Source organism: Cupriavidus sp. OV096, from assembly GCF_900115455.1.
Taxonomy (GTDB): domain Bacteria; phylum Pseudomonadota; class Gammaproteobacteria; order Burkholderiales; family Burkholderiaceae; genus Cupriavidus.
Genome location: NZ_FOWM01000026.1, coordinates 1 through 2220, shown reverse-complemented (window position 1 = coordinate 2220; position 2220 = coordinate 1). Strand labels below are relative to the sequence as shown.

The following is a 2220-nucleotide window of genomic DNA, read 5'->3' as shown; positions in this document are numbered from 1 at the left end:
ACCGAGCATTCCGGCAAATCCCAGCTGACGCTTGGCCATATGGTCGACGGGAAGTGGAAGCGGCGGGGGGAGGGGTTCGAACTCAGGACGTCTGGCTGGGGGGCCATCCGGGGCGGCAAGGGGTTGTTCATCACCGCCGATGACCAGCCAAAGGCCAGCGGACAGCAACTCGACATGGCCCCGGCTCAGCGCCTGCTCGAACAAGCGCTCCAGCAAAGCCAGGCACTGGCCGAGACCGCCAGGGCCGCACAAGCCCTCGCCGCCGACTGCGAGCGCCAGCAGGCCCTGCTCAATGACAGCCTCAAGCAACTGCGCGCCGCCGGACTGCTCGCCAGCGCGCCCGCTGGTATCGCCCTGGTGTCCGGGGCGGACCTGCAAACGAGCGCGGCGAACCATCTCATCGCCACCGCCGGCGGCAGCGCGGACATCAGCGCCGTCAAGCGCTTCACCGTCGCCGCCGGCGAAGCGGTGTCCCTGTTCGCGCAGAAGCTCGGCATGAAGCTGTTCGCCGCGCGCGGCAAGGTCGAGATTCAGGCGCAGAGCGATGAACTGCAGCTGGCGGCGCTTAAGGACGTCACGATCAGCAGTACGGACGGGAAGGTTGTTCTTACCGCTGACAAGGAGGTCTGGATCGGTGCCGGAGGTTCCTACATCCGCATCACTGGCGAGCGGATCGAGAACGTCACGCTGGGCGACATCGCCGAGAAGTGCGCATCGTGGGACAAGCACGCGCCGGGGGCCAAGTTGATTCCGCCGCAGCAATTGCCCCGCACGGCTTGCAAGAGCTGCCTGATCGACGCCATGCGCAGCGGCCAGTTCGGCATCTACATCAAATAGAGGCACTCCCATATGGACTACCGGTTCGCCCTGATCGACTCAAGCCATCAAATGCGCTTCCACCTTCGGCTGGACCGTTGTGGCGCCGCATACCAGTCGCTGTTCGAAGGCTATCCCGAGGCATCGCTGCTGGACATCGCCCCGTTGCTGATCGACCTGAGCCATGACGATCAGACTGGCCGGAACGTCCTTGCCGATGCGATGCGCCTCGGTGAGCTGAAACCGTGCGTCAGCATCATCGCAGCCTCGCGTCCGCTGACCGACCTCGCCGGGCATCTACGGCAGTTTCATCAGGTCAAGGTGCCGAACAATCGCGAAATGATCATCCGCTGGTACGACGGCCGCATCTTTCCGACATGGCTCGCGCTCCTTGACGACGATCAACGCGGATTCTTCACGCGCGGCATCACGGAATGGCGCTACTTCGACCGTTTCGGTAAGTGCCAGCAGGCCACGCTGCCTGCCGACGACGCTCACCATGACGGGGCGTTTTCCCTGCCCGTCCACCTCGACGAAAAGCAAATCGCCGCCCTGGAGGCCGCCACCGAAGCGGACGGCATGATCGGCGGCCTGCAGGCGATCATGCCAAAGCTGCGGCACGTGCCATACCGCGTAGTTCATCCATTTATCGAAGCGCATTTGCGTGCCGCGCGCCAGCATGGGTTGTCCGACGTGGAAGATTTGGTGGAGTACCTGATATTGGCCTTCCAGACGTCAGGGCGCTTTGTCGATCATCCGCAAGCCACGCAACGGTTGTCGATGCCGGCGAATGCGCACAGCGATACGTTTGCGAAGTGGGCAGGCGGACTTGGGGGTGAGGTCGCCGCCGCCGGCACGCCTTTATGGGAAGCGCCTGACGAGCAGGAGGATGCACGATGAACCATCGTCTGGCATCGGCGGCGAGCCTGAGGCGTTGCGGCCGGCTGGCCATGCTTGCGGCACTGTCGCTGGCAATGTCCGGATGTGGCGAGGAGCCAATCTCCGTGTCAATGGTTGGCTACAACCACACCGATGTAGGCATCTACGCGTTCGAGGTCAACGGTCATGGCGGCCCGAATATTGGCGCGCACAAGGGCGGCGGAAAGTTCACGTGCTGCGTCACGGTGCCACGGGTCTACAAGCCTGGCATGACGGCGAAGGTCAGGTGGCTCCATCGCATCGACGATGTTCCGCAGGAGCGGATTGTCCCTGTGCCCCCCTACCGCCCTGAAGACGTGGGGCTTCTGACTCTCCATTTTCTTCGAGACGGCAGTATCAAGGTGTTCGTGACCATGACGCTGCTTGGTCACCCGGCGTATCCCCTGAAAGGGGACGAGGCGCGCAAGTAACCACAGTTCCACGAGGAGAGTCATGCCTTACACAGTAGCGCGCCCACGGGCGTGG

At 63.4% G+C, this 2220-nt stretch carries 3 protein-coding genes; all 3 read left to right on the top strand.

What is annotated here, in order from left to right:
* A partial coding sequence (locus BM115_RS26975; RefSeq protein WP_143093958.1) for a type VI secretion system Vgr family protein occupies positions 1-837 on the top strand: 837 nt, incomplete at its 5' end.
* Positions 838-849: 12 nt separating this feature from the next.
* Positions 850-1716: a DUF4123 domain-containing protein gene (locus BM115_RS26970; RefSeq protein WP_092302031.1), complete on the top strand. Its 867-nt coding sequence runs from the start codon at positions 850-852 to the stop codon at positions 1714-1716.
* On the top strand, positions 1713-2165 hold the full coding sequence (locus tag BM115_RS26965) for a DUF3304 domain-containing protein (protein ID WP_092302028.1): 453 nt from the start codon (positions 1713-1715) through the stop codon (positions 2163-2165). Before BM115_RS26970 ends, BM115_RS26965 begins: the two co-directional genes overlap by 4 nt.
* Positions 2166-2220 lie beyond the last annotated feature (55 nt).

What these genes read in the sequence shown, in the direction of transcription:
- BM115_RS26965 (WP_092302028.1), top strand. Translation starts at nt 1,713, where the DNA reads ATGAACCATCGTCTGGCATCGGCGGCGAGCCTGAGGCGTTGCGGCCGG.
- BM115_RS26970 (WP_092302031.1), top strand. Translation starts at nt 850, where the DNA reads ATGGACTACCGGTTCGCCCTGATCGACTCAAGCCATCAAATGCGCTTC.